The organism is Micromonospora sp. WMMD558, from assembly GCF_049315255.1.
Classification (GTDB): Bacteria; Actinomycetota; Actinomycetes; order Mycobacteriales; family Micromonosporaceae; genus Micromonospora.
Genome location: NZ_CP186061.1, coordinates 5,536,245 through 5,560,170, shown reverse-complemented (window position 1 = coordinate 5,560,170; position 23,926 = coordinate 5,536,245). Strand labels below are relative to the sequence as shown.

Annotated in this window: 26 protein-coding genes; 8 read left to right on the top strand and 18 right to left on the bottom strand. The window is 74.1% G+C overall.

Features of this window, described 5'->3' with window-relative positions; genetic code table 11:
• Positions 1–56 precede the first annotated feature (56 nt).
• The 3 genes from ACN26Y_RS26505 to ACN26Y_RS26495 all read right to left on the bottom strand — a co-directional run bounded on the left by ACN26Y_RS26505 (position 57) and on the right by ACN26Y_RS26495 (position 2,292).
• Positions 57–1,043 carry a pirin family protein gene (locus ACN26Y_RS26505; RefSeq protein ID WP_155332877.1) on the bottom strand — a complete coding sequence of 329 codons (987 nt, stop codon included), beginning with the start codon at positions 1,041–1,043 and terminating at the stop codon, positions 57–59.
• 10 nt (positions 1,044–1,053) lie between these two features.
• Positions 1,054–1,533: a MarR family winged helix-turn-helix transcriptional regulator gene (locus tag ACN26Y_RS26500; protein ID WP_155332876.1), complete on the bottom strand. Its 480-nt coding sequence runs from the start codon at positions 1,531–1,533 to the stop codon at positions 1,054–1,056.
• 171 nt (positions 1,534–1,704) lie between these two features.
• Positions 1,705–2,292, bottom strand: coding sequence for a general stress protein (locus tag ACN26Y_RS26495; protein WP_155332875.1), 588 nt, complete (start codon positions 2,290–2,292; stop codon positions 1,705–1,707).
• A gap of 101 nt (positions 2,293–2,393) precedes the next feature.
• Between ACN26Y_RS26495 and ACN26Y_RS26490 the strand changes: the two genes are divergently transcribed.
• Together ACN26Y_RS26490 and ACN26Y_RS26485 are read left to right on the top strand one after the other, a co-directional pair.
• Positions 2,394–4,247 carry a glycoside hydrolase family 15 protein gene (locus ACN26Y_RS26490; RefSeq protein ID WP_155332874.1) on the top strand — a complete coding sequence of 618 codons (1,854 nt, stop codon included), beginning with the start codon at positions 2,394–2,396 and terminating at the stop codon, positions 4,245–4,247.
• Positions 4,244–5,023, top strand: a complete 780-nt coding sequence (locus tag ACN26Y_RS26485) for a glucose 1-dehydrogenase (RefSeq protein ID WP_155332873.1) — start codon at positions 4,244–4,246, stop codon at positions 5,021–5,023. Before ACN26Y_RS26490 ends, ACN26Y_RS26485 begins: the two co-directional genes overlap by 4 nt.
• Before the next feature lie 76 nt (positions 5,024–5,099).
• Here the strand turns inward: ACN26Y_RS26485 and ACN26Y_RS26480 are convergent, their stop codons facing one another.
• The gene (locus ACN26Y_RS26480; protein WP_422733701.1) at positions 5,100–6,476 is read right to left on the bottom strand and encodes a glycoside hydrolase family 6 protein; all 1,377 of its coding nucleotides are present in this window, start codon (positions 6,474–6,476) and stop codon (positions 5,100–5,102) included.
• 167 nt (positions 6,477–6,643) lie between these two features.
• Here ACN26Y_RS26480 and ACN26Y_RS26475 point away from each other — a divergent pair, with 167 nt between their 5' ends.
• Positions 6,644–7,144 carry a metallophosphoesterase family protein gene (locus tag ACN26Y_RS26475; RefSeq protein WP_422733700.1) on the top strand — a complete coding sequence of 167 codons (501 nt, stop codon included), beginning with the start codon at positions 6,644–6,646 and terminating at the stop codon, positions 7,142–7,144.
• Between the two features lie 42 nt (positions 7,145–7,186).
• On the opposite strand, the gene ACN26Y_RS26470 is transcribed toward ACN26Y_RS26475, so the two are convergent.
• Positions 7,187–7,402 (bottom strand): DUF3072 domain-containing protein, encoded by a 216-nt coding sequence (locus tag ACN26Y_RS26470; protein WP_155332870.1) that lies wholly within the window; start codon positions 7,400–7,402, stop codon positions 7,187–7,189.
• A gap of 110 nt (positions 7,403–7,512) precedes the next feature.
• On the opposite strand from ACN26Y_RS26470, the gene ACN26Y_RS26465 reads away from it, so the two are divergent.
• Positions 7,513–8,448, top strand: coding sequence for an NAD(P)/FAD-dependent oxidoreductase (locus ACN26Y_RS26465; RefSeq protein ID WP_155334302.1), 936 nt, complete (start codon positions 7,513–7,515; stop codon positions 8,446–8,448).
• 9 nt (positions 8,449–8,457) lie between these two features.
• Here ACN26Y_RS26465 and ACN26Y_RS26460 read toward each other — a convergent pair whose 3' ends face one another.
• The 3 genes from ACN26Y_RS26460 to ACN26Y_RS26450 all read right to left on the bottom strand — a co-directional run bounded on the left by ACN26Y_RS26460 (position 8,458) and on the right by ACN26Y_RS26450 (position 12,789).
• Entirely contained in the window at positions 8,458–9,738 is a 1,281-nt protein-coding gene (locus tag ACN26Y_RS26460; protein ID WP_155332869.1) for a cation:proton antiporter, read from the bottom strand.
• Positions 9,739–9,845: 107 nt separating this feature from the next.
• Positions 9,846–10,523 (bottom strand): HAD family hydrolase, encoded by a 678-nt coding sequence (locus ACN26Y_RS26455; protein ID WP_422733699.1) that lies wholly within the window; start codon positions 10,521–10,523, stop codon positions 9,846–9,848.
• Between the two features lie 136 nt (positions 10,524–10,659).
• Positions 10,660–12,789, bottom strand: coding sequence for an ATP-binding SpoIIE family protein phosphatase (locus ACN26Y_RS26450; RefSeq protein ID WP_155332867.1), 2,130 nt, complete (start codon positions 12,787–12,789; stop codon positions 10,660–10,662).
• A 189-nt stretch (positions 12,790–12,978) separates the two neighbouring features.
• Between ACN26Y_RS26450 and ACN26Y_RS26445 the strand changes: the two genes are divergently transcribed.
• On the top strand, positions 12,979–13,845 hold the full coding sequence (locus ACN26Y_RS26445) for a mechanosensitive ion channel family protein (RefSeq protein ID WP_155332866.1): 867 nt from the start codon (positions 12,979–12,981) through the stop codon (positions 13,843–13,845).
• Between the two features lie 108 nt (positions 13,846–13,953).
• Here the strand turns inward: ACN26Y_RS26445 and ACN26Y_RS26440 are convergent, their stop codons facing one another.
• A complete protein-coding gene (locus tag ACN26Y_RS26440) occupies positions 13,954–14,331 on the bottom strand; it encodes a DUF6401 family natural product biosynthesis protein (protein WP_155332865.1) in 378 nt (125 codons plus the stop codon).
• Between the two features lie 162 nt (positions 14,332–14,493).
• On the opposite strand from ACN26Y_RS26440, the gene ACN26Y_RS26435 reads away from it, so the two are divergent.
• Positions 14,494–14,943 (top strand): hypothetical protein, encoded by a 450-nt coding sequence (locus tag ACN26Y_RS26435; RefSeq protein ID WP_155332864.1) that lies wholly within the window; start codon positions 14,494–14,496, stop codon positions 14,941–14,943.
• A 12-nt stretch (positions 14,944–14,955) separates the two neighbouring features.
• On the opposite strand, the gene ACN26Y_RS26430 is transcribed toward ACN26Y_RS26435, so the two are convergent.
• The 5 genes from ACN26Y_RS26430 to ACN26Y_RS26410 form a co-directional block, all read right to left on the bottom strand.
• Positions 14,956–15,168, bottom strand: coding sequence for a hypothetical protein (locus ACN26Y_RS26430; RefSeq protein WP_130323853.1), 213 nt, complete (start codon positions 15,166–15,168; stop codon positions 14,956–14,958).
• A gap of 196 nt (positions 15,169–15,364) precedes the next feature.
• Complete coding sequence (locus tag ACN26Y_RS26425) at positions 15,365–15,625, bottom strand: hypothetical protein (RefSeq protein ID WP_155332863.1); 261 nt, start codon at positions 15,623–15,625, stop codon at positions 15,365–15,367.
• Positions 15,626–15,722: 97 nt separating this feature from the next.
• Positions 15,723–16,184, bottom strand: coding sequence for an SRPBCC family protein (locus ACN26Y_RS26420; RefSeq protein WP_155332862.1), 462 nt, complete (start codon positions 16,182–16,184; stop codon positions 15,723–15,725).
• A 52-nt stretch (positions 16,185–16,236) separates the two neighbouring features.
• Positions 16,237–16,653 (bottom strand): DUF2795 domain-containing protein, encoded by a 417-nt coding sequence (locus tag ACN26Y_RS26415; protein ID WP_155332861.1) that lies wholly within the window; start codon positions 16,651–16,653, stop codon positions 16,237–16,239.
• Between the two features lie 46 nt (positions 16,654–16,699).
• Positions 16,700–17,680, bottom strand: coding sequence for a YihY/virulence factor BrkB family protein (locus ACN26Y_RS26410; protein ID WP_155332860.1), 981 nt, complete (start codon positions 17,678–17,680; stop codon positions 16,700–16,702).
• A gap of 162 nt (positions 17,681–17,842) precedes the next feature.
• Between ACN26Y_RS26410 and ACN26Y_RS26405 the strand changes: the two genes are divergently transcribed.
• A complete protein-coding gene (locus tag ACN26Y_RS26405; RefSeq protein ID WP_422733698.1) occupies positions 17,843–18,262 on the top strand; it encodes a ChaB family protein in 420 nt (139 codons plus the stop codon).
• A gap of 51 nt (positions 18,263–18,313) precedes the next feature.
• On the opposite strand, the gene ACN26Y_RS26400 is transcribed toward ACN26Y_RS26405, so the two are convergent.
• Entirely contained in the window at positions 18,314–19,747 is a 1,434-nt protein-coding gene (locus ACN26Y_RS26400; RefSeq protein WP_155332858.1) for an aldehyde dehydrogenase family protein, read from the bottom strand.
• Positions 19,748–19,819: 72 nt separating this feature from the next.
• Between ACN26Y_RS26400 and ACN26Y_RS26395 the strand changes: the two genes are divergently transcribed.
• Entirely contained in the window at positions 19,820–21,424 is a 1,605-nt protein-coding gene (locus tag ACN26Y_RS26395; RefSeq protein ID WP_422733697.1) for a phytoene desaturase family protein, read from the top strand.
• Positions 21,425–21,462: 38 nt separating this feature from the next.
• On the opposite strand, the gene ACN26Y_RS26390 is transcribed toward ACN26Y_RS26395, so the two are convergent.
• From ACN26Y_RS26390 to ACN26Y_RS26380, 3 genes are all read right to left on the bottom strand, one after another.
• On the bottom strand, positions 21,463–22,230 hold the full coding sequence (locus ACN26Y_RS26390; RefSeq protein ID WP_155332856.1) for a polyprenol monophosphomannose synthase: 768 nt from the start codon (positions 22,228–22,230) through the stop codon (positions 21,463–21,465).
• Between the two features lie 130 nt (positions 22,231–22,360).
• Positions 22,361–23,362 (bottom strand): SDR family oxidoreductase, encoded by a 1,002-nt coding sequence (locus ACN26Y_RS26385; protein WP_422733696.1) that lies wholly within the window; start codon positions 23,360–23,362, stop codon positions 22,361–22,363.
• The gene (locus ACN26Y_RS26380) at positions 23,359–23,787 is read right to left on the bottom strand and encodes an SRPBCC family protein (protein WP_422733695.1); all 429 of its coding nucleotides are present in this window, start codon (positions 23,785–23,787) and stop codon (positions 23,359–23,361) included. The genes ACN26Y_RS26385 and ACN26Y_RS26380 overlap by 4 nt, the downstream gene beginning before the upstream one ends.
• Positions 23,788–23,926: the final 139 nt, after the last annotated feature.

Sequence of the window (23,926 nt, the reverse complement as noted above, 5' to 3'; positions counted from 1 at the left end):
GCGGGCGCCCCGCTCGGGGCGCCCGCCGCCGTGTGTGGTGCGGTGCCGGCCGGCCGTCAGGGGCGCGGACCCTGGCCGTCGGTGTGCGGCACCCGCTCGGCGGGGATCACGCCGAGCTTGCCGGCCTGGAAGTCCTCGAACGCCTGGATCAGCTCGTCCCGGCTGTTCATGACGAACGGGCCGTAGTGCGCCACCGGCTCCCGGATCGGCTGGCCGCCCATGATGTAGAGGTCCAGCTTCGGCGTGCGGCTGTCCTGGCGGGCGTCCGCGGCGAACCGGAGGGCGTCGCCCGGGCCGTGCACCGCGAGCTGCCCGGTGCGGACCGGCCGGCGGTCGGTGCCGACCGTGCCGCGCCCACCCAGCACGTACACCAGGGCGTTGAAGTCCGGCCGCCACGGCAGGTCCACCTCGGCGCCGGGCTCCACCGTCACGTGGGTGACGGTGATCGGGGTGTGGGTGGAGCCCGGCCCCCGGTGCCCGGCGATCTCGCCGGCGATCACCCGGATCAGCGCACCGCCGTCCGGCGTGGTGAGCAGCGCCGACTCGCGGCCGCGGATGTCCTGGTACTTCGGCGCGATCATCTTCGCGACCCGCGGCAGGTTGACCCACAGCTGCGTGCCGTGGAACAGGCCGCCGCTCATCACGAGGTGCTCCGGCGGTGCCTCGATGTGCAGGAGGCCGCTGCCGGCGGTCATCCACTGGGTGTCGCCGTCGGCGATCGTGCCACCGCCGCCGTGCGTGTCCTGGTGGTCGAAGACGCCGTCGATGATGTACGTGACGGTCTCGAACCCGCGGTGCGGGTGCCACGCCGTGCCCTTCGGCTCGCCCGGCGCGTAGTCGACCTCGCCCATCTGGTCGAGGTGGATGAACGGGTCGAGCTCGTTCAGCGGCACCCCGGCGAAGGCGCGGCGCACGGGGAAGCCCTCGCCCTCGTACCCGCTCGGCGCGGTGGTCAGCCGGCGGACCGGCCGGAAGGTCGTGGACTCGTCGAGCCGGGGCAGGCGGGGCAGGACGAGCACGTTGTCGACGGTGATGGCGGGCATCGCGGGCTCCTTAGCTCTCGCTGGGGTGGGCCGGGTCGCGCTCGGCGCGCAGCCGGCGCCCGAGCCGGTCGAAGATCCGGGTGAGGCAGGCGACCTCGTCGGCGTCGAGGTCGTCCATCAGATGGGTGCGGACCGACGCCAGGTGGTGCGGCGCCGCCTCCCGCAGGGTCAGCAGCCCGGCGGCGGTGAGCACCGCTTCGCTGCCCCGGCGGTCCTCGGGACAGGCCTCCCGGGCCACCAGGCCGCGCCGCTGCATCGAGGAGATCTGGTACGTCAGCCGGCTCGGCGAGAAGACCAGCCGGCTGGCCAGTTCACCCATCCGCAGTCGCTGCCCCGGCGCCTCGGCGAGCAGCACCAGCACGTGGTAGTCGGCGAAGCTCAGCCCGCTGTCGGCGCGAAGGTCGTCCTCCAGCTGGGTGAAGAGTCGCTGGCTGGCCTCGATGTACGCCCGCCAGGCGGTGCGGCGCTCCGGCTCCAGACTCTCGGTCACGGCAGTAACAGTAGCACTGCTTCAAATTTTGACAACAAAGCCTGACGTGGCGACCACCAGCCCGTTCCATCCGGAGCCAGCCATCCCATACAGATTTCAAAGACCGTAGACCGGGACGCGGGAGGCCCCGGCCGCAAAGCGGCCGGGGCCTCCCGCGTCCCGCTCGGGGCGTCAGCCCCGCTGGTGTTCCGGGGCCGGCATGTGCATCCGGCCCAGGAGTTGACGGGCCTGCTCCGCGTACTGCTGGTCGACGATGACCGCGTACTGGCCGGCCCGCAGCGCACTGGCCGAGGTGAAGTCCCGCCGGCCGCCGGTCATCGCGTGCGTGACCGCGCCGAACACCGCACCCCAGATCGCGCCGATCACCAGACCGGCGAGCACCACCGCGATCCAGTTGCCCGCCGTGAAGATGCCGAAGAGCAACCCGATGAACAGACCGAACCAGGCACCGGAACCGGCGCCGACCAGCGCCGCCCGCCCGGTCGTCATCCGGCCGAGAACCGTCTCGACCAGCGTGAGGTTCGTGCCGACGATCGCGGTGTGCTCCACCGGGAAACGGTTGTCCGCCAGGTAGTCGACGACGCGCTGTGCGGACGGATAGTCCGGGTACGACCCGATGGTCACGGTCGGTGGACCGAGCCCCGGCCCGCCGCCGTCACCGCTCGGGGGCGAGGGGTGGCCGGCGGGACCGGACGGGAAGGTGTCGCCGCCCGGCATCCCGGGACGCCAGGCCGAGGTCGGACTCGACGGTGTGGTCATGAGCCTCCTCCTTCGTCAACCAAACCTGTTCCCGCGGCCACCGGACGGTTAACGCCGACCCGCCGTGGAATGCCGTCCCGTCGGGGCGGGTAGGCAGGTCCGTGCAGAGCGGGCGGATCAGCGACCATGGCTTCCTGGCGGACGGCCGCAGCGCCGTACTGGTCGACCGGGCCGGATCGGTCAACTGGTGGTGCCCGGAGCGGTTCGACGCGCCATCGGTCTTCGGCCGGCTCCTCGGCGACGACGCGGGACACTGGTCGATCCGGCCGGAGGGGGACTTCACCTCCGAGCGGTCCTACCTGAACCACACGCTCGTGCTGCGTACCGTCTTCACGACCGGGGAAGGGCAGGTTGCGGTCACCGACGCCCTCGCGCTGGAACCCGGCGCCCGCGGCCACGACATCGGCCTGCGGTCACCCCGGGTGCTCGGCCGGGTCGTGGAGGGGCTCTCCGGCGAGGTGCCGGTCCGCCTGGACTACCGGCCCCGGTTCGAGTACGGCCGGGTCACCGCGTTCCTGATGGAGGCCGACGGCGTCATCGGCGCCACCGCCGGCGCCTGTCACCTCAGCCTGCGCGGGGACGTGCCGTTGACCTGCGCCGGCGGCAACGCCACCGCGACCTTCCGGGTACGGGCCGGCGAGACGTACCGGTTCACGCTCGGGTACGCCCCGACCTACGACTCGCCACCGCCCCGGCTGCCGGACGCCGACCGGCTGGTCGCCGACGCGGTCGCCGGCTGGCGCTCCTGGGCCGACCTGCACCGGGACCACTACCGGGGGCTGTTCCGCGACGTGGTGCGGCACAGCGCGATGGTGGTGCAGGGCATGACCTACCAGCCCAGCGGCGCGATCGTCGCGGCGGCGACCACATCCCTGCCCGAGGAACTGGGCGGCGAGCGAAACTACGACTACCGGTTCGTCTGGGTCCGCGACTTCAGCCTGACCCTCCAGGCGCTCTGGCGGGCGGCCTGCCCGGACGAGGCGAACCGGCAGTTCGCCTGGGTCTCCCGGGCGATGGGCCGGATCGGCGACGAGCCGGTGCCGATCATGTACGGCGTCCAGGGCGAGCGCGACCTCACCGAACACGTCCTGGACCACCTGCCGGGGTACGCCGACAGCCGCCCGGTCTTCGTGGGCAACGACGCGTGGCGGCAGCGGCAGACCGACGTGCTCGGTGAGGTCCTCGACGCCGCCTGGTTGATGCGGCACTACCTCGACCCGATGTCGTCCGACGTCCGGCACCTGCTGCGCGCGCTGGCGGAGCGGGCGGTCACCGACTGGCGGCGACCGGACGCCGGCATGTGGGAGGCCCGGGACGCCGAACGGCACTACCTCTCCTCGAAGGTGCAGTGCTGGACCGCCCTGGATCGGGCGGTGCGCTTCGGCGCCCGGCTGGGGGATCCGGCCGACCTGGCCCGGTGGGCGGCCACCCGGGACGAGATCCGTGCGGCCGTGCTGGAACGCGGCTGGAACGACCGGCTCGGCGCGTACGCCGGTGCGTTCGACTCCGACCGGCTGGACGCCTCGGTGCTGCTCATGCCGTTGGTGGGCTTCCTGCCCGCCGACGACCCGAGGATGCGCTCCACGATGGACGTGGTGGAACGCCGGCTGTCCCGCGACGGCCTGCTGCGCCGGTGGGACGACGACCCGGCGGGCTTCGTCATCTGCTCGTTCTGGCTGGTGAGCTGCCTCGCCCTCGCGGGTGAGGTGGACCGCGCCGCCGACCTGTTCGCGTCGCTCGTCGACCGGGCCAACGACCTCGGTCTGTACGCCGAGCAGATCGACGAGGCCACCGGGGAGCACCTGGGGAACTTCCCGCAGGCGTTCTCGCACATCGGCCTCATCAACGCCGCCGGGCTGCTCACCGAGGCCGCCGAGCGGCGCGGGCGGGCCCCGGGGCGGACGCGACACCCCGTGCCGGCCGGTACGGGACGGACGGAAGGAGCACGCTCATGACCGGACGCCTTGCCGGGAAGACCGCCCTGATCACCGGCTCGGACTCGGGCATCGGACAGGCCACCGCCATCGAGTTCGGCCGGGAGGGCGCCGACGTGGTGGTCCACTACCTGCACGACCACGCCGGGGCGAACCACACCAAGGCCGAGGTGGAGCGGGCGGGCCGGCGGGCGGTCGTGGTGCAGGGTGACATCAGCGTCGAGCACCAGGTCGACGCGATGTTCGACGAGGCCCTCGCGGAGTTCGACCGGCTGGACGTCCTGATGAACAACGCCGGGGTGGACGCCTCCGGCATCCCGGTGGCGGACCTGGACACCGAGACCTGGGACCGGGCCATCCGCGTCAACCTGTACGGGATGTTCTTCTGCTGCCGCCGGTTCGTGCGGCACCGCCGCGACCGGGGCGGAGGCGGGAAGATCATCAACACCACCTCGATCCACCAGGAGGTGGCCCGGGCCGGCGGCGCGGACTACGACTCCAGCAAGGGCGGCATGCTGGAACTCGCGAAGAGCCTCGCGCTGGAGGTCGCCCCGATGCACATGAACGTCAACAACATCGGGCCGGGCATGGTGCTGACGCCGTTCAACCAGCAGGCCATCGACGACCCGGAGTACCTGGAGGAGCAGGTGCAGAGCATCCCGTGGAAGCGGGCCGCCGAGCCGGGTGAGATCGCCAAGCTGGCGGTCTTCCTGGCCAGCGACGACGCGGACTACGTGACCGGGTCGACGTACTTCATGGACGGTGGCCTGATGCAGAACCAGGGCCAGGGCGCCTGAGCGCCGGGACGCCGGGCCCTTCGCCGCGCCGGAACGCCGGGCCCGCCGCCGGTGCCGGCGACGGGCCCGGCGGGGTCTACGAACAGGCGGTGCCGTTGAGCGTGAATCCGCTCGGCGCCGGGAGCGCGCTCCCGGTGTAGGTGCCCTGGAATCCGGTGCTGGCCGTACCCCCGGTGGGCAGGCTGGCGTTCCAGGCGGCGTTGCGGACGGTGATCCGGTCGCCCGACTGGCTCCACTCGCCGTTCCAGCCGCTGGTCAGGCGTACGCTGGCGCCGGCGGTGAAGGCCACCGTCCAACCGGTCAGCGCCGGGCCCCGGTTGGTCACCCGCAACTCGGCGGTGAAGCCACCCGCCCACGAGTTCGGGGTGAACGTCACCGTGCAGCCGCCGGTCGGCGGGGGAGTGGTGGGCGGCGGCGTGGTCGGGGGCGGCGTCGTCGGTGGGACGGTGGTCGGCGGGGCGGTCGTGGGCGCGCTGGTGGTCGGGGCCGGGCCGGCCGCGACCGCCAGGTCGTACGCCCGCTGCGGCACGAACTGGCCGGCGGGGGCGATGCAGCCGTCGGCCTCCCCGGGCAACTTGACCCAGAGGAACGCGTCGATCGCGGCGTCGCCGGTGTTCGTCGTGCTGGGCGTGCCGATCGCCCGGCCGGCCGGGTCGCACCACTCGGAGCCGGCCGGCCCGTTGCCGTTGCGGCTCGTGTCGATGACCGCCTTCAGCCGGGACACGCCGGTCGCGGCGATCACCGCCTTGGCGTACGCGATCTCGTCGGCGGTGCGCCGGTAGTTCGAGACGTTGAGGGAGATGCCGTCGGCGCTGTTGGCGATGTCCGCGGCGGTCAACCGGGCGGCCGCCTCGCCGGGCGAGAGCCAGGCCGAGTGGCCGATGTCGAAGTACACCTTCGCCGCCGACGAGGCGGCCTTGAGCCGCTTGCCGGCGTACGCCATCGACGCCCTGGTCTCGGCCTGCTGTGCGGCGTTCTGGCAGTTGGTCATGAGGGGCAGCACGTCCGGCTCCAGCACGATCGTCGCCGGCCGCCCGGCGAGGCCGGCGGCCACCTGGTCGACCCACTGGCGGTAGCTGGCGTGGTCGGGTGCGCCGCCACTGCTGGCGCCGCTGCAGTCCCGGTTGGGGATGTTGTAGACGACGAGGATCGGCGTCCTGCCGGCCGCGGCGGCGGCGCCGACCAGGGCGTCCACCTCGGCGCGTACCGCCGAGGTGTTGGTCCGGGTGAACCACCGGCCCTGCGGGACGGACGCGATCCGGTCCCGGATGACGGCGGCGCGCGGGTCGCCGGGATTGGCGGCGACCCAGGCGGCGGCCGCCGTGGCGGGGTCCACGTAGAAGGTGGAGTCGGCGGCGACCGCCGCCGGGGCCCCGACCAGGCCGACGGCGACGGCGCCGGTGACGGCGAGGGCGGTCGCGGCGGTGGCCGCGAGCGTCGATCTGGCACGCATGATGTCTCCCGTATCGACGTCTGGCGCTGGAAGCGCTCCCATATCGACAAACTACGGCCTCGTTGCCGTCGTGTGAAGGGCTGTGGAGAAAGCCCGCCCCCGTTCCCGCCCCAGCGGGTCGGACCGGCCGCCGCGCCGCCGCTGGCGCGGCGGCGCAGAATGGCGGCATGCGCCTGGTCATCACCGCCGACACCCACGTGCCGAAGCGGGCCCGGGACCTGCCGGCACCGCTGTGGGCCGCCATCGATGTCGCGGACGTGGTGCTGCACGCGGGAGACTGGGTCGACGAGGCGCTCCTGGACGCCATGGCGACCCGCGCAAACCGGTTGATCGGGGTGTACGGCAACAACGACGGCCCGCCGCTGCGTGCCCGGTTGCCGGAGATCGCCGAGGTCGACCTCGACGGGCTCCGGGTGGCGGTGGTGCACGAGACGGGGCAGCGGACCCGGCGCGAGGAGCGCTGCGAGGCCCGGTTCCCGGACGTCGACCTGCTGGTCTTCGGGCACTCCCACATCCCGTGGGACACCGTCGCGCCGGGCGGCCTGCGGCTGCTCAACCCCGGCTCGCCGACCGACCGGCGCGCCCAGCCGTACGCCACCTACCTCACCGCGCGGGTCGACGCCCGGCGGCTGGCCGACGTCGAACTGCACCGCCTGCCGCGCCGCTGAGCCGGGCCGGCCGGCGGGCCACCCGCCGGCCGGCCCGCCGCGTCACCGGCCCCGGCCGGTCTCCTCCTGGAGTTCGTCGATCCGCTTCGAGGCCTCCGCCTTGGTGAGGCCCTCCGGCGGCTCCTCGCCCGCCTCGCGGGACAGCGTCGCCAGGTACGACTCCTGCGCCGCGGTCGGTGGCTCCTCGCCGGTGACCCACTCGTCCGGGTCCTTGACAGCGGCCTCCGGGTTCGCCCGGCCGTTCCCTCGGTCCGTCATGATCTCCACCCTCCTTCGAACAGATGTGCCAGTACCCAGCCTCGGCGTGTCCATGCGGGTGGATTCCGGCAGCCGTTCACTACGATCGCGCGGTGAGTACGGACGCGGGTGTGATCGTGGTCGGGGCCGGCATCGCCGGGGTGGCGTGCGCCCGCGAGCTGGCCCGCGCCGGCATCCCGGTGCAGATCCGGGAACGTGGGCGGGTCGCCGGCGGGCGGATGGCCAGCAAGCGCTTCGACGGCCGTCCGGCCGACCTGGGGGCGGCCTACTTCACGGCCAGCGACCCCGGCTTCGCTGCCCTGGTGGCGGAGTGGCAGGCCGCGGGCCTGGTCCGCGAGTGGACGGACACCTTCCTGGCGTACGGCGCGCAGGGCCGCCACGAAGTGGCCGGACCGATGCGGTGGGCGGCGCCCCGTGGACTGCGCTCGCTGGTCGAGCACCTCGCCCGGGACCTGCCCGTGGCCGTGGACCGCCTGGTGCTCGGCGTGGAACCCGGGCCGGTGGTCGACGGCCGGCCCTGCGCGGCGGTGGCGCTCGCCATGCCGGGACCGCAGGCGGCACTCCTGCTCGACCCGGCTTTGGCGGCGGCGACCCGGGCCGTCCAGGCGCAGACCTGGTCGCCGTCGCTCGCCGTCGTGCTGCGGTTCCCGGACCGCCGGTGGGCCGACTTCCGGGGTGCCTTCGTCAACGACCATCCGGTGCTGGCGCTGGTCTGCGACGACGGCGACCGGCGGGGCGACGGCGCCCCGGTCCTGGTCGCGCACACCACCCCCGCGTTCGCCGCCGGTCACCTCCTCCAGCCCACCGCCGCCGGACCGGCCGTCGAGGAGGCGGTACGGGACCTGCTCGCCCTGCCCGAGCCGGCCGAGCAGCTGCACGTGCACCGGTGGACGTACGCCAAACCGACGGCCGGTGCCGAGGGGACGTACCACCTCGACGACGACGCGATCGGCCTGGCCGGCGACGCCTTCGGCCCACCCCGGGTGCAGACCGCCTGGCGCTCCGGCCACGACCTGGGGCGCGCCCTGACCGCCCGCCTCAGCTGACCCACGCGGTCACGCCGTCGCGGGTTCGGGAGTGCGGGTCGTCGCGGTGTCCTGAGTGCGTTCGCCGGAGCGGTCGAGCAACTGCATCACCGGGGTGGCGGCGATGCCGTGCACCACCACCGACACGACCACCACCAGGCCGACCGTGGCCCAGAGCAGCTCGGCCTGCGGGAAGTCGGCCTTCGTGGTCGCGTACGCGAGATAGAAGAACGAGCCGACGCCGCGGATGCCGAACAGGGCGATCACCCAGTGCTCGGCCGTACGGCCCGGCGCCCCGCGCAGCGCCAGCCAGCCGACCAGCGGCCGGACCACGAACACCAGCGCCAGGCCGACCGCCGCCGCCGTCCACGTCAGGGGCCCGAGGAGGCCCCCGACCACGGCACCGCCGAACAGCAGCAGAAGCATGACGGTGAGCAGCCGCTCCACCTGCTCGGCGAAGTCGTGCAGCACGGAGTGGAACTCGTGCGTCCGCTCGGCGGCGCGGATCGCCCGGGCGGCGACGAAGACCGCCAGGAAGCCGTACCCGCCGACGAGCTCCACCAACCCGTACGCGAGGAACGTCGCGGCGAGCGCGAGGAAGCCCTCGGCGTGCCGCGCCAGCCGCAGCTCGCTCGGGGCGCGGAAGAACAGCTTGCCGAGCAGCCACCCGATGAGCCAGCCGCCGGCCGTCCCCGCCGCCACCTTCCACAGCAGGTCGACGGTGACCCAGTCGGCCAGCCAGCGCGCCGGGGCGAGACCGGTGGTGGCGATCGCGATCGCCGCGTACACGAAGGGGAAGGCCAGGCCGTCGTTCAGCCCCGCCTCCGAGGTGAGGGCGAACCGGACCTCGTCCTCGGAGTCCTCGACGTCGGTGGGTTCACCGACCTGCACGTCGGCGGCGAGCACCGGGTCGGTGGGCGCCAGAGCCGCGCCCAGCAGCAACGCGGCGGCCGGCACGAGCCCGGCCCACCACCACCCGAGCAGCGCCACGGCCGCGATGCACAGCGGCATGGCGATCGCCAGCAGCCGCCAGGTCGACGACCAGCGCCGCCAGCTCAACGGCCGGTCGATCTTCAGTCCGGCGCCCATCAGGGCGACGATCACGCCGATCTCGGTGAGGTGGGTGGCGATGTCGGGGTGCGCCAGGGGATCGGGCTCCGGCAGGCCGGTCGGCAGTAGGAAGATCAGCATGCCGAGGCCCAGGAAGGCGATCGGCATGGACAGGGGACGGCGCTCCAGCACGCGCGGCAGGATCCCCGCCAGCAGCGCCCCCAGTCCCACCAGCGCGTACGCGACGTCGACGGGTTCCACGACACCACCTCTCCGCCTCGCCCGCGGCGTACGGGCAGGTGGTGTCAGACAGTGCCCACGATGCCGTACCGGTATTCCTGTCGACTCGGCCCACTCGGCCCGTGCGGTCAGCGCGGTACGGCCAGCGGCGAGTCGGCGAGCCCGTCGAGGAGTGCGGCCGGATCGTCGTACACGGCGACCGCGCCCGCCCCGGCCAGCTCGCCCCGGCTGGTGCCGCCGCACGTCAGGCCGACGCAGGGGACGCCGAGCCGGCCGGCCGCGGCGACGTCCCAGACCGAGTCGCCGACGAACACCGCCCGGGTGGCGTCGAGGCCGGCCTGGTCCAGCGCGGCCACCAGGATGTCCGGGGCGGGTTTGCTCTCGTGGGCGTCCGCCGACGAGGTGACGGTGTCGATGACATCGTCCGCGGCCAGGGCCCGGCGCAGCGCCCCCACCTCGTGCTCGGCGGCCGACGTCGCCAGCACGACCCGTAGCCCCCGGTCGGCGCACGCCCGCAGCAGGTCGGCGGCGCGGGGGAGCGGCTCCAGGCGCTCCCAGTACTCGCCGTACAGGGTGTCGTGGGCCTCCCGCAGGCGGCTGTCCACGTCGTGGTCCCGCTCCGCCCCGAGCAGGTGGTCGAGGAGCTTGTCCGAGCCCATGCCGATCGCGCGGTGGATGGTGGCCATCGGCACCGGCCGGCCGGTCTGGCGCAGCGCCTCCCACCAGCTCACCGTGTGCAGGTACGTCGTGTCGACCAGGGTGCCGTCCACGTCGAAGAGGACACCCGAGGCGTTGTCGTGCGGCATGCCCGACCTCCTACCCGCCGCGGGCCCGCTCGACGCCCACCGGCCCGTCGTCGCGGAGGGGAATCGCCTGCCCGGCACCGCCCACCGCAGCTCGCGGCGCGCGGCACCCGTCACCGGCCGGGCAACGGCCCGCTCGTCACCGGTCGGGGACGAGGATCTCGAACCACACCGTCGAGCCCCGGACGGTCGGGTCCGTGCCCCACGCGTCGCTCAGCTCCTCGATCAGGCCGAGACCCCGGCCCCGGCTGCTCAACGTGTCGGTCTGCGCCCTGGTGACGGTGCCCCGGGTGCCCGAGTCGGCGACCGACACGAGCAGCCGCTCCGGGCTCAGGTCGATCTCCACCCGGGCGGCGGTCCCGGCGTGCAGCAGAGCGTTGGTGGTCAGCTCGCTGGTGCAGAGCACCGCCGCGCCGATGACGGACTCCGGCACCTGCCACTCGGTGAGCTGCGCGGTCATCCAGTGGCGGACCCGGCTCGGCGCCGTCGGCTCGGCCGGCACCTCCATGCTGGTCGACCGGCTCGGTCGCAGGGCGTGCTCCACGGCCAGCACGGCCACGTCGTCGTCGGTGGTGCCCGCCACGGCGGCGGTCGCCACCGCGCAGAGCGCGCGCGGGTCGCTGCTGCCGGCCCCCGCGACCGCGCTGGCCAGCGCGTCCAGGCCGGTGCCCAGCCCCTGCCGGCGTCGCTCCACCACGCCGTCGCTGAACAGCAGGAGCGTGTCGCCGGGCGAGAACCGGACGGTGGTGGTCGCCGGTCGGCAGCCCAGGCCCAGCGGGGCGCCGGTGGGCACGTCGGCGTACTCGGCGTACGGCTCACCGTCGGCGGCGCACCGGCGGATCAACGGTGCGGGGTGGCCGGCGCTGGCGAGCGTGAGCCGCTGCCGGTCGGCGTCGATCACGCCGAGCGCCACGGTGACGAACAGCTCGTGGGTGCCGCCCTCGGCGCCCAGGCTGGTCACCAGCCGGTCGAGGCCGGCGAGCACAGCGTCCGGCCGGGGGTCGGCCAGGGCCAGCGCGCGCAGCGCCGCCCGGACCTGCCCCATCCGGGCGGCCGCCTGCACGTCGTGCCCGGCCACGTCGCCGAGGACGACGGCCAGCCCGCCGGTGGGCAGGAGGAAGGCGTCGTAGAAGTCCCCCCCGGCCGCGTTGCCGTCGACACCGGGGTCGTAGCGGGCGGCGATGCGCAGCCGGGGCAGGTCCGGCAGGTGCGCCGGAAGCATGCTGCGTTGCAGGAGTTGGGCCGTACCGTGCTGGGTCTCGAACCGGCGGGCCCGCCCGGCCGCCTGCCCGACCAGCTCGGCGGAGGCGTGCAGCAGTGCCCGCTCGGCGGCCGACCAGGCGTGCGCGGCCTGGTACCCCACGGTCAGGCCGCCGCGGACGACGGCACCCGGCAGCGGCACGGCGGCCAGGGCCTGGATCTTCTGGTCGTGGCGGTCCACCGCGGTCTCCCGCAGCGGCTCGCCGTCGTCGACGAAGCGGGCCTTCCCGACGCGGGCCGCGACCACCAGCGGCGCCGCCGAATCCGGCGGGAAGCGCCGCCACAGCGGCGGGAGCCGCTCGTCGGCCTCGTCGATCAGCTCGCCCCGCAGCCGGCGGACCATCCGCCAGCCGCCGCCGCTCTCGTCCACCCCGAAGGACACCCGGTCGGCGTCGAAGGAGGCGAGCGCGTGACGCAGCGCGACCCGTGCCACGTCGTCCAGGGTGAGCGTGCCGGCGAGCGCGGCGGCGAGGTCGCTCAGGCTCTGGAGCTGCCGGGTGACCTGGGTGGTCTCCGCCGCGACGACGAGGACGCCGGCGATCCGGCCGTCGCTGTCGCGGACGGCCGAGTAGCCCCGCGTGAAGACGGCGTGCTCCACCGCACCCGAGTGGCGGCGGCGCAGGGGCAGGGTGACCTCCTTGCCCAGCGACGGCTCACCGGTGCGGTACGTCCGCTCGACGGCCTCCCCGACGCCCGGCAGCTGCCACACCTCCCCGAACACCTCGGCAGCCGGGCGGCCGATCGCCTCCGGGTGCTTGTCGCCGATGAGCTCGGCGTAGCCGTCGTTGTAGAGCAGCAGGAAGTCGTCGTCGAGGGCGAGAGCCATCGGGACCGGCGAGGAGAGCACCAGCTCGGCGGCGGCGCGGAGGGCCGGGTCCCAGCCGGGCCGGGGGCCGAGGGACGTGCCGGCCCAGTCGTGGGCGTACACGTCGGCCGCCGCGCCCGAGGACGCGGGTCCGGCCGAGACCGGCGCTGGTGGCGTGGGCACCCGTCCGACCGTTCCTGGCATGCCCGAAGCCTAGCGGCAGGGTCCACCGGCCGGCTCCGATCATGCCGCCGGCTCCACCGGCTACGTCCGTTTCGCCAGGTCAGGACAGCTCTATGGCGTCATGTCGGGAAAATGCGGGGCACCCGGACGGCGTGCCGCCGGACCGACCGGGTATGCGCGCGGCGTAGTCCATGCGACAGGAGGGACATCATGCCGGAAACCCTCGCGGCCAGGCAGGTCGATATCGGCAATGCCGTGGCCGACATGTGGAGATCGGTGCTGTTGTTCATACCGAGGGCCATCGCGTTCATCGCGATCCTCGTGGTCGGATGGCTCATCGCCCGAGCCGTCCTCAAGATCGTGGACAAGGTGCTGGAACGGGTGAACTTCGACCGGGCGGTGGAGCGCGGCGGCATCAAGAAGGCGTTGGAACGCACGAAGTACGACGCCAGCGACATCCTCGCGAAGCTCGCGTACTACGCCGTGCTGCTGTTCACGCTGCAGTTCGCGTTCGGCGTGTGGGGACCGAACGCGATCAGTGACCTGATCAGCGGCGTGGTCGCCTGGCTGCCGCGCGCGTTCGTGGCGATCGTGATCGTGGTCGTGGCCGCCGCCATCGCGAACGCGGTGCGTGACCTGGTCACCGGCTTCCTGGGCGGTCTGTCGTACGGCCGGGTCCTGGCCGACCTGGCAGCCGTCTTCATCCTGGCGCTCGGTGTGATCGCGGCGCTGAACCAGGTCGGCATCGCCACCACGGTGACCACGCCGGTGCTGGTCGCGGTGCTCGCCACGGTGGCCGGCATCCTGGTCGTCGGGGTCGGCGGTGGTCTGGTCAAGCCGATGCAGAGCCGCTGGGACGGCTGGCTGAACCGGATGGCCGAGGAGTCGCGTGCCATCCAGCAGCACCGGCAGGCGCAGGGCGCGGGCCGCAGCGACGTCGAGCGGCAGATGGCCGACCGGGCCGGTGCCGAGCGGACGCAGGTGATGTCCCGGGAGTCGTCGGCGAGCATGGCCGGCGGGCAGGGCACCTACCAGTCGCCCAGCGCGACCGACGAGACCCGGCAGTTCCGCCGCTGAGCGGGCGGGGACGGAGCGACGGAGGGTGTCCGCGACGGCGGGCGCCCTCCGTCGTGCGGTGCCCGGGCCCGGTGCGCGCGGGCCGGCCCCTGGTGGGCAGGCCCCGGGTCAGAGCGGCGGGAGCGACGCGGGCTTCGGGGCGTCCAGGGCGCCGGCCAGCGCGGAGACCGCGAGCAGGCGCGTGAGCAGCCAGTCCGGCGCCGACCAGTCGACCGGACCGGCCGGCGGCTGCCAGTCGTGCTCCGCCGCGGCGGCGCGTACGCCGTCGGCGTAGCCGGCCAGGGCGGCGGCGGTCAGCGGTCGGCGGTCCCCGGCGAGGCTCTCCCGGATCGCCGCGGCGTGCTGGTCGACCAGCGCGAGCAGGCCGGGCCGGACGGCGGCCGCGGCGAGCCCGGCGGCGCCCACGGTCGCGGACAGGGCGGCCAGCGTCGACCGGGCGGAGCCGACGGCGGTACGGGGGGTGACCTGGTTGAACGGCACGCGCATGGGGAACGAGGCTAACCGGCCGAACCGGTGGTCGACCTCGTCCACTCGGTGGTTTCTGTTCCTCCACCGGTCGGCCGACCCGCGCCCGACGGAGTGAGCGGGCGCGAGCGGAGCGGAAGAGGACCGCCCCGGAAGCGGCATGCCGAGAACGCGGAGGCACGGATGGCAGCAGGCACGGACGGACCGGACGAGCGGCACCGGCGGCCCGCCGGGGTGAGCGACGGCACGGTCGCCGCGCTCGGCAAGCTCAGCGAGGCGCTGGAGTGCGTCGAGCGGGTACGCGGGCACCTCTACTCGCTGCACCAGCTCGTCGGGCACGCCGACCTGATGCTGGACGACGCGGTGGAGATGTTCCGGACCGCCGGGCACGACGACATCGCCGACCGCATCGACACCGAGCTGCTGGGCCGCAACGTCATCGCCGGCCGGTGGACCTTCCAGATCGTCGAGGACTTCGACGACGGCTACTACGCGCTCTTCCGTGACCTCGACCGGCGGGCCCGCGAGGAACTGGTCGGTGGGCGCCGGCACCTCTACGAGGCGGAGATGAAGGAGCGGCGCCGCACCCGGGATCGACCGGGTCACGAGGCCCGCCCGGGGGCGGGTGGCTGACGGTCGCGAGGGTCAGTCGCGGGAGCGGGCCTCGGCGGGGCGACGGCGGGCCGCGTCGTCGGCGATGATCACGGTAGCCACCATCAGCGCCACGCAGAGGCTGAACAGCCAGGAGCTGTCCGACACCAGCTTGGCGGAGACCGGAGCCTGGACGGCGGCGAGCAGGAAGCCGAGCCAGGCCAGGCGACGCTGACGGGTCGAGAGGATGCCGTTGCCCTGTTGCATCCCGAAAGTCTTGCGCGCGGCACGGGGGTTGCCGTCAGCCGAACGGCCGATTCTGGCTGTGCTGTCCGCATTCGCGGACGCACGTACCGTGATTCTTGTCCTGTCGGGGGAGGTCAGCGGCCCGGCGGCCGGAGCCGGAAGGCGGTACCGCCGGACCGTCGAGATCGGTCACATCCCCCACGGCGGATTCGGCCCGTCACAGGGTGTCGGGGCCGGTCCGGCCGGTGGTCGACGGCCGGTACGCGCGGTCCGGGTCGGTCGGCTCGCGGCCCGCGCCGGCCGCCTGGCCACCGCGGTCGACCGCCTCCGGCCCGTGCCCGAAGGCGGCCTCCTCGCCGGCGTCGTTGCCGGTCACGTCGTCGGCCTGGCCGTCCAGCGTCGAGCGGGCGACGGCCCGGTCCAGCTCCTGGATGGGAGTCCGGTCCTCGTCGCGCCACACCTTCTTCTCGTCCGTCATACCTGGTGCGGTACCCGACCCGACCCCCGCGAAACCCGACCGGCGCGGCCGACGGCCGCCGGCGGTGCCGGCGGCCGTCGAAGGTCCGGGTCGGGGGTCAGGGCTGCGGGCGGTCGACCTTGCCCCGCCAGGCGCCGGTCTCCTGACCGCGCCGCTCGATGTACTGCTTGAACCGCTCCAGGTCACCCTTGGCGCGCCGGTCGACCACGCCGAGCTTGTCACCGGCCTGCTCGAGGACGCCGTGCGGCTCGAACTCCAGCTGGAGGGTGACCCGGCTGGAGCTCTCGTCCAGCCGGTGGAAGGTAACCACGCCCGCGTGCTTGGTGCCGCCGGTCGAGCGCCAGGCCACCCGCTCGTCGGGCAGCTGCTCGGTGATCTCCGCGTCGAACTCGCGCTTCACCCCGGCGATCTCGACGGTCCAGTGGGTCATCGTGTCGGTGAGCTGGCGGACCTCCTGCACACCCTCCATGAAGTGCGGAAAATCCTCGAACTGAGTCCACTGGTCGTACGCGGTCCGCACCGGGACCGACACGTCCACGTGTTCCATGACGCCACTCATCAGGTGTCCTCCTCTCCGCCGGTGCTTTGTTCCGGATCGTGGGGAGATCCGGTCACCAGCGGGTCGTCTCGTTCTTGTTGCCGAGCGCCGCCCACACCTCGGACACCGTCTGGTAGTGGATGCCCTCCGGCAGCCCCTCCAGGGCGGTGATGATGTCGTCCGGCGCGTCGTTGTCCCGCGCGTTGGCGATCAGCGTCGCTCGGTCACCGGGCAGTGCCGACATGGTGATGAACCGCCCCAGCCGGCTCCGATCCTCGACGTCCCGGGAACTCATCCCCTTGGGCGCCCCGCTCCGGAGCTCGCCGGCCGGTGCCGTCGTCGTCTCCGGCTGGTCCTCACCCGCCGGTTCCGGCACCCGCTGCTCGTCGACCCGCGAGCCCCCGGTCCCCGGCCCCTGCACGAGGCCGGCGACCTCCTGGCTCATCTGCTCGTCGAGCCTCGGTCCGTGCTTGCTGTTGACGCGTTCCATGCCTCCTGCGCTACCCGGTGGGGTGCCCGGTAAACCCGGCAGAGCGTCACGTACCGGCCTCCGCCTTGGGCGGCAGCAGCGGCTCCTCGGGGCGCCGGGCGCCGGCCTGCAACGCCCGGCCACGCTGGAGTTCCGCGTTGATCTGCACGCCGAGCATCAGCGCCGAGTTGGACAGGTAGAGCCACACCAGGAAGGCGATGACCGCCCCGAGGCTGCCGTACGTGGCGTCGTACGAACCGAAGTTGGCCACGTACAGGCCGAAGCCGGCGGAGGCGACGACCCAGGAGAGCAGGGCGACCACGCCGCCCGGGGTGAGCCAGCGGAAGCGGGGCTGCCGGACGTTCGGCGCGATCCAGAACAGCAGGCTCAGCAGCACCATCATGATCAGCGCCAGCACGGGCCACTTGACGACGCTCCACACCGTGCGGGCCAGTCCACCGGCGCCGATCAGGTCACCCACGGCGTCGGTCACCGGGCCGCTGACGATCAGCCCGACCGCGACCACGGCCAGGAGCACCAGCGAGACGGCGGCGAGCCCGATCTGCATCGGCCGCAGCTTCCACACCGGCCGCCCCTCCTCGACCCCGTACACGGCGTTCGAGGCCCGGGTGAACGCGCCGATGAAGCCCGAGGCCGACCAGAGGGCGCCGAGCAGACCGAAACTCAGCAGCACACTCGCGCCGCTCTGCTCCTCGACCACGCCCCGGACCACGCCCACGAAGCCCTCGTTGGCGACGACCGACCCGGCGCCCACGTCGCGGGCCAGGTCGAGGACCGTGTCCACGGTCCGTTCGCCCTCGGAGACGAGCCCGACCAGTGCGACCACCACGATCGTGGAGGGGAAGAGCGCGAGCACGCCGTAGTAGGTCAGGGCCGCCGCCCAGTCGGCGCAGTTGTCCCGGACGAAGTTGCGGGCGCTGCGTACCAGCACGCCCCGCCAGGTCCGCCAGCTCACCTGCCGGACCCGCCCGGGCAGCCGCGACCGCGGCGACTCGCGGACCGCCGTGCCGGGCTCCGTCGTCGTCATGGCCCGCTCCCTGTGCCACCGGCCCCGGACGTCGGGATGCGCCCGGTGTCGCCTGGCCCCGCCGGTACCCCGGGCCGGAAATCGACAAACCCGACGCGCCGGTTTGCCGCCCGGCCCCGAGGGAACGGTCAACCAGAGACCATCGACGCGGAGGAGGACGAGATGCCCGGGCGCGAGGACATGCCCAGCACGCTGCGGCGCTCCCCGGAGAAGGCGCAGCGCACGTGGGCGAAGACGCACGACTCGGCGGTGGAGACGTACGGCGAGGGGGAGCGGTCGCACCGGACCGCCTTCGCCGCGGTCAAGCACCAGTTCGAGAAGGTCGGCGACCACTGGGAACCGAAGGGTCGCAAGGGCCCCAGCGACCGGCAGGCGGCCGGCGGCGGCCCGCAGCGGCGCGCCGAGACGGCCGCCGGTGTGGACGCGAACGCCACCAAGGACCACCTCATGAAGGTCGCCCGCAAGCTGGACGTCCCCGGCCGGTCCACCATGACCAAGCCGGAACTGGTCAAGGCCATCCAGAAGGCCAACAACCGGGCGACGACCAGGACCAGGGAGAAGGCCAAGGCCCGCTCCCGATAGGGGTACGCGAGACCACGGGGCCGCCCCGGCCGGGCGGCCCCGGTCCCGTGCTCACCAGTGGCCGCCGCCGGGAGCCTCGATGTGCACCGCCTTCGTGGCGGTGAACTCGTCGAGCAGCTCCGGGCCGTACCCGAAGCCCTGGCCGCTGCCGCGGCGCGGATGCGCGGCACCGCCCGGCGCGCCGCCGAAGACCGCGTTGACCTTGACGGTGCCGACCGGCAGTTCGCGCCAGGCCCGCTGGGCGTGGCTCATCGAGCCGGTCAGCACCGTCGCGGCGAGCCCGTACGGCGAGTCGGCCGCGCAGCGCAGCCCCTCGGAGAACGAGTCGACCACGACGACCGGGGCGACCGGCCCGAAGGTCTCCTCGCGGACGAGGGTCATGTCGTGCCGGCACTCGGTGACCACGGTCGCCGGGTAGAACGCGCCGGTACCGTCGGGCAGGGTGCCGCCGGCGCGGAGCCGGGCGCCCTCCGCCACCGCCGCCGTGACCTGCCCGTGCACGTGGTCGCGGTGCCGACGGTCGACCAGCGGGCCCAGCTCGGTCGCCGGGTCGGTGCCGGGACCCACCCGCAGTGCCTGCGCCCGCTCGACCAGGGCGTCGACGAAGTCCTCGGCCACGTCCCGGTGGACGTAGATGCGCTCCACCGCCACGCAGATCTGGCCGGCGTTGGCGAACGCGCCGAGCGCCGCCTGCCCGGCGGCCCAGACCGGATCCACGTCGCCGTCGACGACGAGGGGGTCGCTGCCGCCGTTCTCCAGCAGCACCTTCGCCCCGGTGCGGGCCGCCGCCGCGGCGATGGCCCGGCCGGTGGCCGTGGACCCGACGTGGGCGACCAGGTCAACCGGCTGGGCGGCCAGCGCGGCGCCCACCTCGGGCCCACCGGTCAGCAGCGACAGCACCCCGGCCGGCAGCGCCTCGTCGAGGGCCCTGGCCAGCAGCCAGCCGGTGGCCGGGGTGCGCTCGCTGGGCTTGTAGAGGACCACGTTGCCGGTGACCAGAGCGGCGCCGAGCAGACCGCAGGAGACCGCCACGGGATCGTTCCAGGGGGTGATCGCGGCCACCACGCCCCGCGGTTGGGGAATCATGAAGTCCATCGCGTGGTGACCGCCGTGCAGCGTCCGCCCGCCGCGCACCGGGGCGAGTTCGGCGTACTGTCGCAACGTGCCGATGCCCGCGTCCACCCCGCCGCGCGCGTCGGCGACGGGCTTACCCATCTCGGCCGTGGTCGCCCGGGCCAGCTCGTCGGCCACGGCCGCCACCGCGTCCGCCGCCCGGTGCAGGGCGGCGGCCCGATCGGCCATGGCGGTCGCCGCCCAGTCGGCCGCGACATCACGCGCCGCCTCCACCGCCTTGCCGACCTCGTCCGCCGTCGCGACCGGCACCGAGCTGACCCGGGACCCGTCGGCCGGGTCGTGGACGACCAGTTCGCCCCCCTCGCCGCCCGCGCCCCACACTCCACCAATGAGCTGTGCAACCGTGTACATGCGGCAGTGGATGCCCCGGCCCGCACGAGGCAAACGCGTTTCGCCCGGTTCGGCGCAGGGTAGGCGGGTCGGATGAGTTCGACGGGCGCGGGAAGCGCGGACGCCGTCGTCGTCGGGGCCGGCCACAACGGCCTGGTCGCCGCCAACCTGCTCGCCGACGCCGGCTGGGACGTGCTGGTGCTGGAGGCGACGCAGGCGCCCGGCGGGGCGGTCCGCTCGGCCTGCGTCACCGCCCCCGGCTACCTGAGCGACCTCTACAGCTCCTTCTACCCCCTCGGGTACGCGTCCCCCGTCCTGCGGGACCTGCGCCTGGAGCGGTACGGGCTGCGCTGGCGGCACGCGCCGGACGTCCTGGCGCACCTGCTGCCGGACGGGCGGGCGGCGCTGCTCAACCGGGACCCGGAGACCACGGCCGCCTCGTTGGAGGAGTTCGCGGCCGGCGACGGCAAGAGGTGGCTCACCGCGTACGACGACTGGCGCCAGGTCGCCGGCCCGATGCTGGCGGCCGTCACCGGGCCCTTCCCGCCGGTCCGCAGCGGCGTCGCGCTGCTCCGGCGGCTGAAGGTCTCCGGGGCGCTGCGGCTGGCCCGGCGGCTGGTGGTGCCGGTCCGCAAGCTCGGCGACGAACTCTTCGACGGCCCCGGTGGGCCGGCCCTGCTGGCCGGGTGCGCCCTGCACACGGACCTGTCCCCGGAGGACGCCGGCTCCGGCGTGTACGGGTGGCTGCTGGCGATGCTCGGCCAGCAGGTCGGCTGGCCGGTGCCGGACGGCGGCGCCCAGAAGATCACCGACGCGCTGGTGGCCCGGCTCGCCGAGCGGGGCGGCCGGATCCTCTATGGCGCCCGGGTGGACCGGGTGTTGACCGCCCGCGGCCGGGCGATGGGCGTCCGCACCGTGGGGGGCGCCCTGTGGCGGGCCCGCCGGGCGGTGCTCGCCGACGTGCCGGCACCCGCGCTCTACCTGGACCTGGTCGGAGCCGCGGTGCTCCCGCCCCGGCTCGTCGAGGACCTCGCACACTTCAAGTGGGACGGCTCCACACTGAAGGTCGACTGGGCGCTCTCCGCCCCGGTGCCCTGGACCAACCGGGCGGTGGCCACCGCCGGCACCGTCCATCTCGGGGCGGACCTCGACGGGCTCACCACGTACGCCGCCGCGCTGGCCCGCGGCGAGGTCCCCCGGGACCCGTTCCTGCTGGTCGGCCAGATGACCGTCGCCGACCCGAGCCACTCACCGCCGGGCACCGAGTCGCTGTGGTCGTACACGCACCTGCCGTTCCGCCGGCAGTGGCGGGCCGAGGAGATCGCCGCGCACGTGGAGCGGATGGAGGAGGCGCTGGAGGAGGCCGCCCCGGGTTTCCGGAGCCTCGTCGTGGGCCGGCACGTCGCCGGCCCGGCCGACCTGGAGGCGGGCGACCCCAGCCTCGTCGGCGGGGCGCTCGGCGGCGGGACGGCGGCCGCGTACCAGCAGTTGTTCCTCCGCCCGATCCCCGGCCTGGGGCGCGCGGACACGCCGGTGGACCGGCTCTTCCTGGCCAGCGCGTCGGCGCATCCCGGCGGCGGTGTGCACGGCGGCCCCGGTGCGAACGCCGCGCGGGCCGCCCTCGCCCGCGACCGGGCGCTCACCGGTGCCGCCTACGCCGCCGCGATCGGCGCCGCCCAGCGGACCATCTACCGCTGAACGCCCGCCGCGCGGCGCGGCCTGCGGCCAGCCTGACGTCAGCGGCTGATGTTGCGGTGCTTGGTACGCAGCCGGAACGGCATCAGGGCGCTCTCGATCTTCGTGGCCGTCGTCATCTTCGAGGCGCCGTCCCGCCGCTCCTCGAACCGGATCGGCACCTCGAGGATCGTGTGGCCCAGCTTCGTGGCCAGGTAGTGCATCTCCACCTGGAAGCTGTAGCCGTTGGACTGCACCCGCTCCAGGCCGATGTCGCGCAGCGCGTCCGCCCGCCAGATCTTGAAGCCGGCGGTCAGGTCCCGGATCCGCACCCGCAGCAGCGTGTGGACGTAGAGGTTGGCCCAGCCGCTCAGCGCGCGCCGGTACAGCGGCCAGTTCTCGTCCAGCTCGCCGCCGGGCACGTACCGGGAGCCGATGACCACGCCCGCCTGCGTGGAGAGCAGCGCGCCGAGCATGCCCGGCAGCGCCTCCGGTGGGTGTGACAGGTCCGCGTCCATCTGCGCGACGAACTCCGCGCCACCGTCCAGGGCGCGGCTCATGCCGTCGACGTACGCGCGACCCAGCCCCTCCTTGCCGGCCCGGTGGACGACCTCGATCCGGTCCGGGTGCTCGATGGCCAGCTTGTCCGCGACCTCGCCGGTGCCGTCCGGCGAGTTGTCGTCCGCCACGAGGATCCGCAGCCCCGGCAGCGGCAGCGCGAGGAGCCGCTCCACCAGGGCCGGAAGGTTGCCCGCCTCGTTGTAGGTCGGCACCACCACCGTCAGACGTACGTCCCGCCAGGGCGACGGCAGCTGCACGGGTTCAGTCATGTCGGACATCCTCGTTTCGCGGACTTGGTTCCCTGAGAGGGTAGCCAGTTCCCCGTGCGTGTTGTCATTGCTCCCCTGTCCCGGCCGTCACTCGGGACGGCGGGAGCCCCGCCGGACGGGCCGGGGGCGGCTACCCCCGGCGGCGGACGAAGGCACCCAGCACGACGGACAGGCCCGCTGCCGCGAGACCGGAGAGGGCCGGCTTGTGGGTGCCGACCCACAGCGCCGCCGAGCGTCGTCGGGCGCGGTCGCCGAACACCCCCGCCGCACCGTGGTCGCGTTCCTGGTCGCCGGGGCGGTCCAGGTTGTCGCGCCAGGTCGCCGGGTCGATCGGCGTCTCGGTCTGCTGGCTGTCGTACCCGTCCCGGGCCAGCTTCCGGTCCAGCAGGCCGGGGAACAGGACGTTGCCGAGCCGGGCCCGCCACGTCGGGTTACCGACGTTCAGCTCCCGCACCCCGTGGTCGGCGGCCCAGCGGATCGCCCGTGCGGCCACCTCCGGGGCGAAGATCGGCGGAACCGGCTGGGGATGGCGGGGCAGCCGGGTCCGCACCCAGGAGAACTGCGGGGTGTTGATCGCCGGTAGTTGCACCATCGACAGCCGTACGCCCGGGCAGTCGTGCAGCAGTTCGGCCCGCAGCGAGTCGTTGAAGCCCTGGATGGCGTGCTTGCTCGCGCAGTACGCGGACTGCAGCGGAATGCCCCGGTACGCCAGGGCCGACCCGACCTGGACGATCGCGCCGCGCCCGTGGGCCCGCATGTGGCGCAGCGCGGCGAGCGTCCCGTGCACCGTGCCGAGGTAGTTGACCTCGGTGACCCGCTGGAACTCCGCCGCGGTGATCTCCCAGGTCGGCGCAAAGACCGACACCATCGCGTTGTTGACCCACACGTCGATCCGGCCCCAGCGGTGCGCGACGTCGTCCGCCGCCTGCTGGACCGCGCCCGCGTCGGCGACGTCCACCCGGTAGGTGCGCACGTCGGCGGCGCCCCGCTCCCGGCAGTCCCGCTCCGCCGCGGCGAGGCCCGCCTCGCCGCGGGCGAGCAGCGCGAGCCGCCCGCCCCGCTCGGCGTACGCCCGGGCGACCGCCCGGCCGACTCCGGCGCTCGCCCCGGTGACCACGACGGTCTGCGTCACCGGTCGGCCTTCTGGCGGGTGGCGATGTCCGACAGCCGGTTCAGGGTCTCCCTGTTGCGCTGGTGCAGCACCAGGTCGTTGAGCTTGTTGCGGACCCAGCGCAGCGGGCCGGCGGCGAAGTCCTCGCCGATGCGTACGCGGGTGGCGTCGCCGCCCACCGGCTCCAGGGTGAAGACCACGATCGCCTCGCCGGCGGGCCAGAGCCCGGCCCGGAGGATCAGCTTGTGTGGCGGCTCGCAGCCGAGCACGGTCGAGGAGTCCTGGAGCGAGAACGGCCACGGGCCGGCGCGATGGTGCAGTTCGCTTCCCACGGCCGGCCAGCCGTCGTCAACGTCGCGTACGTGCACCGTGCCGACCACCCAGTCGCTGTACGTCCAGCCGTCCGCCAGTACCGCCCACACCCGTTCCGGTGCTGCGTCGATCACTTTCTCCACAACCGCCACTGCGCCCTCGTACCCCCGTGGCGGGCGCTGCTAACGGACGGTGGGTTAGCTTCTCGGGGGCGGCGGGTAACGCCACCGCGGGCCGGCGTGCCGACACCGCCGGCAGCGCGGCACGGCTACC